Below are 7,442 nucleotides of genomic sequence, written 5' to 3'. Positions count from 1 at the left end.
CGGGCGTCGACGCCTCACCGGCAATGATCAGTCGGGCACGCCGCCTGCACCCCACCATGCGCTTTGCCGCCCTGGACGCACCACCGGCCTCGCCCCGTCCGGACGCAGGCTTCGACGCCGTTCTGCTCTTCGCCGTGCTGACCTGCATTCCCGGCGATGAAGCCCAGCACCGGTTGATCGCCGAGCTGAAACGCATCCTCAAGCCCGGCGGGATCCTCTACATCAGCGATCTTCTGCTGCAGGACGACGAACGCAACCGCAGCCGTTACGGCCGCCATGCTGATCACTACGGCAGCTATGGCGTGTTCGAAACCGGCGACGGTGCGGTCTGCCGTCACCACCCCCGCGAGTGGTTCTCCACCCTCCTCACCGAGTTCCAGAACGTCGACACCCGGACCATCACGGTGCCCACCATGAACGGGCACGAGTCAACGGGGATCCAGATCCTCGCCCGCAAGCCCACATCAGCATGAACGCAGCTCAGATCCACGGGTATTGACAATTACTCCGTCATTCCAGGCGCCCAGCCGTGGCAAGGTCTCCCGTGAGGATCAAGTTCCGGATCTAGAGGTGTTAGCGATGGCATTATCAGGCGGAGCACGATCCCCCTCACGTCACACAACGAGCGTCGCCACGTTAATTCTCCCCGGGCCAGAGACTACTTGCCGTGCTGGCCCTCCGCCGCCGTCGAGCAGCAGCGGAGTTCGGTACCGCACCACAAGTGCACCTGATCGAGCGGGGAGCACCGGGGAATCACGGTGAAGACAACCGAGTCCGACGATCCCACGGCTCGACCGTTCGCCCAGGTCAGCACCCGAACCGCCCCCGAATGCCCGCAGCTTCCCAAGTTGAGGTCTCCGGCCCCGTAGTCACGCACCGGCTGCCGTGGCTTGCTCCGGTCGACGGCATCAACAGCGTGGCTGAGCCCGGTGGGGGTGTAGCGAGGCATACGCACCCCTGATCGGTCGGCGCACCCGCCATCGTGGCTGACTGTCGTCGGCTGAGTTACAGACCCCGACGATTCTCCAGCTCTGTTCAGCGCGAAGGAGTGAAGCCAGCGGACTCGTCGAGGTGGAACGCAGAGCCCGGGACCGTCGGAGTCCAACCCTCGCTCAGGGCAAGACGAACAGCCGCAGCAACACCGGCCGGCAGTACAGGCTCAGCCTCGCGACCGATCCAGTTACTCGGATGTGGCTGGTCGGTGGTGACCACGAGCGTCATGCCCGGGGTGTCCGCATGCTCGACCACAAACGTGCACGGCGACCAGGCCAAGCCCCGGAAGTACGTCGGCCTGCCACGCAGCCGCCAGCGGTAGGCCGTACCGTCGACAACGATCCGTCGTGATCCCTTGCGGACCAGAGCCATCACACCCCTCCAACAGCGAAGATGCTAGCGAGCCCGGCCGCACCGTCCGTCTCAGTTTCCGTCTCATTCAGCGCCGGATCACGGACGTTCAGACGGGATCGGAGTCGGTAACCGCCCAGACGAACGGCCACCCACGAACACAGGTGAACGGCCCCATCCGAACCGCTCAGGACCACCACCACAGTTGGAAAGCGTGTTGGCAACCCTGCCCATCGGGGCTGAGGAGACGAGCCGACCTTGAATCGAGGATTCAGCGCGGCCCGCTCCGAGGAGTAGCCGGCGCGCGCCATCGTGTCCTCCTGAGGAAGACGTATCCCCAGGCCCGGCGCGTCATCGGATGCGCTGGGCCTGGGGGGGCAGCCTCAGCTCGTGAAGGTGAAGTACTTCCAGGAGCCGTGCGTAGTCGAGTTCACGGTGTCGTTCGAGGAGTTGTTGATGTAGGACGACCGCACGCGCATCGAGTAGCCGGTCTGGTGCGTGCCACGCAGTTCCACCACCGACTTGCCCTTGGAGTCGAGCTTGAAGTAGTCGTACCCCGCCGACCGCCAGGCGCCGGCGGAGTAGATCTGGAACTCCAGCTTCTGCGAGCGGCCGGGGTAGGCCGTCATCGTTGTCGTGAGAAGCGGATTGGTCTTCTTCCGGAAGTAGTACTTGGTCTGCCCGCTGACCTTGGCCGTCTTGTAGTAGCGGCTCAGGCTCAGCGACACCTTGACCTTCGCGCCCACCCGGCTCGTGGCCGTCTTCGGGGCGGTCCGCGCGTCGCCGGAGAAGGACGCGCTCACCGTGGTGTCGCGCTTGAGGGGCAAGGTGACCGACAGATTGCCCGCGCTGTTGACCGTGCCGGTCTTGACCAGGTACTTGCCCTTGCCGTCGCCCGCTGTGTCCGCGTAGAGCGAGAGCGTCCGGTTCTTGTACGTCGTGCCGAGATGGGCGGTGAACGTCACGTTGCTGGCGTAGTCGTAGACCGTGCCGTTCTTGTTCACGGTCAGGGTCGCGGAGGACCGGGAGACCTCGACCGTGTCCGAGGCGGAGGCAGCGGTGCGATCGGCGCCGCCGGCGTAGGAGACCTTGTACGTGACCTTGCCGCCCGCGGGCGGGATGTCGGTGAAGGAGAAGGTCCCGTCCGCTTTCACCGTCGTGGCAGGGAGCGCCTTGCCGTTCGGCGACTCCTGGTCCGTCCGGGTCACCGCGAGGGTGGTCCCCGCGGGCAGCCCGAGCGTGTTCGTGACCTTGCCGGAGACGGTCAGCGACTTGGCTCGGTCGGCGGTCGCCGGGGCGTTCACCGTGACGGTGGTGACGGCCTTGCCGGGGTCGGTGACGACGCGCAGGCTGTACTTGTTGGAGAGACCGTGTGTGACCGCGAAGAGCCGGCTGCTGTCGGGTGCGAAGGCGAGGTCGCCGTGATCGAGCAGCGTCTCCTGGGAGACTCCACCCTGTTCGTCGGTGAAATCGGCGGTCCGCCTCGGGGCCGTGCCGCCCGGCTCGTAGACGGACACCTGGGGGGTGAAGTTGGCGTAGGTGTCCGTGCCCACCGCGACGAGGCCGTCCGGCGCGACATCCACCGACCGTTGTGCCGAGTAGCCGCTTGGATACCTGATGGTCTGCGACAGGTCCGAGGTCCGGAAGACCTGCTGGAAGTCGCCTGCCGAGGTGGCCACCACGAGTTCCGTGCCGTCCGGGGTGAGCGCCAGGTCCTCCGCGGTGTTGCCGATGGCGGCGTCCTGCCCGCCGAGGAACGCGGTCCGGCCGGCCGTGCCGGACGACACGTCGTAGACGCCGAGGGTGAAGTAGTACTGGCGCGAGCCGGCCGCCAGGGTGTCGGGAGCGCCGGGTGCCGAGTCCAGCAGGGGAGCGTCCTTCCACGTCCCGTCGGCCTCCTGGGCGAGGGAAACCTGCGGCTGCCCGCCGGACAGGTCGAGAGAGCCGATGTTGCCGTGGCCGACGCTGCCGTAGCCGAACCAGAGTTTGCCGCCCGCGAGCGCCAGGTGCTGCGGATCTGTGCCGTCACCCGTCGCGTACCGCCCGGCCTCGGTGAGCGTCGCCGTGTCGATGGCCACGATCTCATCGGCTCCCGGCACGGCGACGTAGACCGTTGCCGAGTCGGCAGAAAGCTCCAGGCCGTCAGCCTGCGGCAGCGAGGTGATCGTCCCGATGACGGTGCCGTTGTAGTCGGTGGCGACGACCTTGCCTCCCGACGGGTCACTGATGAAGACCCGGTGGTGAACGCCGTCCACGATGATGTCGCCGCTGGACGTGATGGGCAGCGCGGCGCTGCTGTCGGCGACAGCAGCGCCCGCCGCCGACCCGATCAGGGCGACAGAACCGAGAGTGACCGCGAGCGCTGTTACGGCCGAAATGCTGCGCACACGCACAGTGATGCAACCCCCACTAGGAAGACAGGATGCCCACAAGACCCCTGGAGCCCCGTCAGGGTTGTACGGCACACCTGCGCAAGTTTCCGCAGGTCCCACTGGACGCCGCCCAGAAGCCGGGCACCTCTTATGGCAGGCGCGCACTCGGATCGCTGCGATCGAGGTCGAGCGGGTCGGGGATCGCGGCCGGCCGTGGGTGTCCTAAGCACTCGTCAGACATGCGGCCGACGATGTCCAGGGACGGCACTCAACGGCTGCTGAATTACAGCAGCGCCCAGCAGTATGGCAGGAGAGAGTGCCTCGAGCCCCGACCGCTGTACGGCAGGGCCGTACAGCAACCACCACGACCGCAGCCGACCGTCAATGTCTCCAAACACCCACGTGATCTGCCGAGCAGACTTCGACGCCGTCCCGCCCATGGTTCGGGATGAAGAGGTCGTCACTCATGTCTCGGCGTCGCGGCCGGCCCGGAGTACGCGCTGCTTGGGGTATGGCCCCCGAAACTGGCGCTGCCCGTCGATGAACACTCGCGTGAGTGCGGCGACCGATGGAATCACCGGAGTTTTCACGTCGGACGAAGGCGCACGCATCGAGGTCCGCGACCTGGGTGGCGAGATCGTCCTTGCGGCAAACGCTGCCGGGTTCAAGACTCTGGCCGGCCACCTCCTCACTCTCACTCAGGACGGCACGCCGGACGGCGCTCACCTCCACTGCCCAGCCACGGACGTAGGGGACGCCGGGCATCAGGTTCTCCGCACGCTTGGCGACTACCACTCCCCTGGTGACGTCAACCGCATGGGCTGGCACTGATGTCCAACCGCCCGGAGGCGTACGGCAGTGACAGGCAGATTACCCCGGAGACGAGCCACTCTCAGGCATACACTTCCGCCCACGGGGGTCGGCCTCTGTCAGGAAACTTACGCGCGAGCAGACAGAAGATGATCAAGGCATGGTCGCAGCCAAACACCCCCGGGCGAAACTGCACCCCTAACCAAGGACCACCCTTGCTGCATTTTGACGCCAATCTTGGCAAAGATCCACAGATTCTCCTTGCTTACTTTCGCGACGAATTCTCCAGAGCGGCAACCCGTCTAGGCTTCGAATATAAAAGTTCGCAATATAAGTTGCACGCCGCAGCGTTCAACCAATCTGCCGCCAAGATCATAGGTGGCGTAAAGCAAATGATTGACGCCACCGCGCGCAGTCAGAACTGGGCAGGCACGGAACGGCTATCAGCGCTACTCATGGCCCACTATACCGGCTGCATCACCATGATCGAAGGTCGAAATGCAATATGGCCGTATGAATACATGGCCTTTTCGCGCCGCATGGGCGAGCTGTGGCAGGCTTTCTGCCAGTTGGCCTTCGACCACCCACTGAGAAAACTGAAGCTGATCGATCCACCCCTATTTCAGGACGTCAGGAAAGAACTACAGCGAGAGCTAGCCGAATATGTAACTTCGCTCGACCTTACCACTACTGCAAAAAACGAGCTTCACGGTTACTACGACAAGGTGTGGCTACTCGTAGACTCCGGCCAGATAAAATTGGAACTCGACCTTCACTTCGAACAAGACGGCCAGAAGATAGTGGTAGACTTCAAGAGCGGATTCGGCTCAAATGAGAAGGGCAACACCAATCGACTTCTACTGGTAGCAACAATCTATAAAACGCTAGTTGAAGATTACCGGTGTCTGCTACTGGTTCGATCACCCGAGGATCAAAATAATCACTATTTCAGATCGCTTCGGGATTCTAAGGTTTGGGAGGCCTACTCGGGGCCCGGAGCGTATGAAAAGATCGGGGAATTCACCGGATTCGATTTGCGGAGGTGGATCGATTCTCATGTTGACTGGCTGGAACACCTCAACCATGGCACCGCACGTCTGATCCAAGAATCAGGGATGAAGGGATACATAGAGTGGTGACGCAGGGCAAGAAGCGATTTCAGGAATACTATACGACCTCTTCTCCAATTGTGGAGTACATGAGTCGAATGTTGTCGCCGAAGCCCGGAGATCGAGTTCTGGAGCCGGCAGCTGGTCAGGGCGCACTCATTGATTCGGTCATCAAGGCTGAGCCACACGCAGCTATTGACGCATATGAACTCAACGAGGAATCAGTACTTCACCTAAAAAAGGAATACGCCCACAACAACGAGGTTAGCGTAATCCATGCGAACACACTACTCCAGCGATCCTTTGGCGAGGAAGGGAAAGGTTCTGAGGTCTACGACAAGATCATCGGAAACCCGCCGTACGGTGCCTGGCTGGATTACGATGAACGGTCCAACCTGAAAAACCTCTTTCCCGGCATGTACGTGAAGGAGACGTATGGTCTATTTTTGGCTAGGTGCGTTGAATTGCTCAAGCCGGGTGGGCGACTGGTCTTTATTATCCCCGAGACTTTCCTCACTCTGCATCGGCATCAAAATTTGCGTCGTTTCATTCTGGAAACCTGCACAATTCACGAAATCTCAATTTTCCCGTCCGCCTATTTCCCTGGGGTTAATTTCGGGTACGCTAAACTGTGCATTATCACCCTGGAGAAGACGGGCATCTTGGGTGACCTTTCGGATCATGAAGTATCTATCCGATACAACTTTTCAGATGCTCATGAACTACTCAAGGGCATTTCTTTTTCGGGCACCAGAGTCCTGCGCAAGCAAGGGGACATCTACGCTTCAGCTGATCATGCCTTGCATCTTCACAGCACTCCCGGGGTCGTAGAGCTCATTAGCTCGGCAACCTCGCGGCTAGGTGACCTCGCTGACTGTGTTACCGGGTTCTACTCCGGCAACGATCTCCGGTTTCTTCGCCACAACTGTCCTAGCGCTCGAAGCGCTAAGCGATACGAGCAAATTACTGAAGAGTTGGTGACTTTCTCGCCAAGTAACGATGAGAAAATGCTTGGGATCGACGGGCCTCGACACTACGTCCCGATTCGCAAAGGTGGATCAGCAGAGTACGTGGCTGTGGAGAAATGGTACATGGACTGGTCACCCGACGCTGTTCATCATTACAAGACCGACAAGAAATCGCGCTACCAGAATTCTCTGTACTACTTCCGTAACGGGATCGGCGTACCGATGGTTTCCTCAACTCGGATTAAGGCCGCCCTCATCCAAGAGGAACTATTTGACCAATCGATTGTCGGCATCTTCCCGAGAGATCTAAGGCTGATCCCCTACCTGCTGGCCTTCTTGAATTCAGCAACCGGCAATACTCTCGTTAGGACGATCAACCCGACAGCAAATAACTCTGCAAACTATTTGAAAAAAGTTCCCGTGATCATCCCGAAAGACTCTACGCTGGATCGAATCGACGGGCTCGTCTCTCGCGTTATCGAGGAGCTTTCGACAGCCCCCTCGTCGACGCTTCTGAATTCAGTTCGATGCGAAGTCGATTCCATCTTCAAGGATATCTACGGCTTCTGACTGTTACTGCTGGTCGGCGAATTTTTCCATCCGAAAGGGTCCGTAATTTTCAAGCTCAAGGTTTGAGCAACCCTAGAACAACCCACATGTGACAGGGTTTCGCTCCGCTAGCCGCGTTGTACGCGGAGCATCCTTCTGAGCCGTTCCGATGATTCGGAGCGGCTTTTCTGCTGCCGAAGAGCGCTAACAGTCGCTGCGGCCTTACATCGCCTAGCACCTCCCAGGCTCGAGCGGATCGCTCGCGCCTTTTGCATGCCCGGAACCACCGG

Annotated in this window: 6 protein-coding genes; 4 read left to right on the top strand and 2 right to left on the bottom strand. The window is 61.0% G+C overall.

Annotated features, from left to right (window positions below):
* Nucleotides 1–473, top strand: a 473-nt coding sequence (locus ACZ4N4_RS23670) for a class I SAM-dependent methyltransferase (RefSeq protein ID WP_467591787.1), incomplete at its 5' end; no start/stop codon positions are given.
* A 562-nt stretch (nt 474–1,035) separates the two neighbouring features.
* On the opposite strand, the gene ACZ4N4_RS23665 is transcribed toward ACZ4N4_RS23670, so the two are convergent.
* Both ACZ4N4_RS23665 and ACZ4N4_RS23660 read right to left on the bottom strand, forming a co-directional pair.
* Nucleotides 1,036–1,365 (bottom strand): hypothetical protein, encoded by a 330-nt coding sequence (locus ACZ4N4_RS23665; protein WP_467591784.1) that lies wholly within the window; start codon nt 1,363–1,365, stop codon nt 1,036–1,038.
* A gap of 362 nt (nt 1,366–1,727) precedes the next feature.
* Entirely contained in the window at nt 1,728–3,731 is a 2,004-nt protein-coding gene (locus ACZ4N4_RS23660; protein ID WP_467591781.1) for a YncE family protein, read from the bottom strand.
* 537 nt (nt 3,732–4,268) lie between these two features.
* Between ACZ4N4_RS23660 and ACZ4N4_RS23655 the strand changes: the two genes are divergently transcribed.
* The 3 genes from ACZ4N4_RS23655 (at nt 4,269) to ACZ4N4_RS23645 (ending at nt 7,173) form a co-directional block, all read left to right on the top strand.
* Entirely contained in the window at nt 4,269–4,547 is a 279-nt protein-coding gene (locus ACZ4N4_RS23655; RefSeq protein WP_467591778.1) for an Imm32 family immunity protein, read from the top strand.
* A 194-nt stretch (nt 4,548–4,741) separates the two neighbouring features.
* Nucleotides 4,742–5,665 carry a hypothetical protein gene (locus ACZ4N4_RS23650; RefSeq protein ID WP_467591775.1) on the top strand — a complete coding sequence of 308 codons (924 nt, stop codon included), beginning with the start codon at nt 4,742–4,744 and terminating at the stop codon, nt 5,663–5,665.
* A complete protein-coding gene (locus tag ACZ4N4_RS23645) occupies nt 5,662–7,173 on the top strand; it encodes an HsdM family class I SAM-dependent methyltransferase (protein WP_467591772.1) in 1,512 nt (503 codons plus the stop codon). The genes ACZ4N4_RS23650 and ACZ4N4_RS23645 overlap by 4 nt, the downstream gene beginning before the upstream one ends.
* Nucleotides 7,174–7,442: the final 269 nt, after the last annotated feature.

This window comes from Streptomyces sp. NPDC026538, from assembly GCF_055567535.1.
Note: the sequence above shows the minus strand (reverse complement) of the source record. Positions and strands in the feature narration are given on the sequence as shown.

Excerpts from the sequence above, each read along its gene's own strand:
- ACZ4N4_RS23665 (WP_467591784.1), bottom strand. The coding sequence starts at position 1,365 with ATGGCTCTGGTCCGCAAGGGATCACGACGGATCGTTGTCGACGGTACG.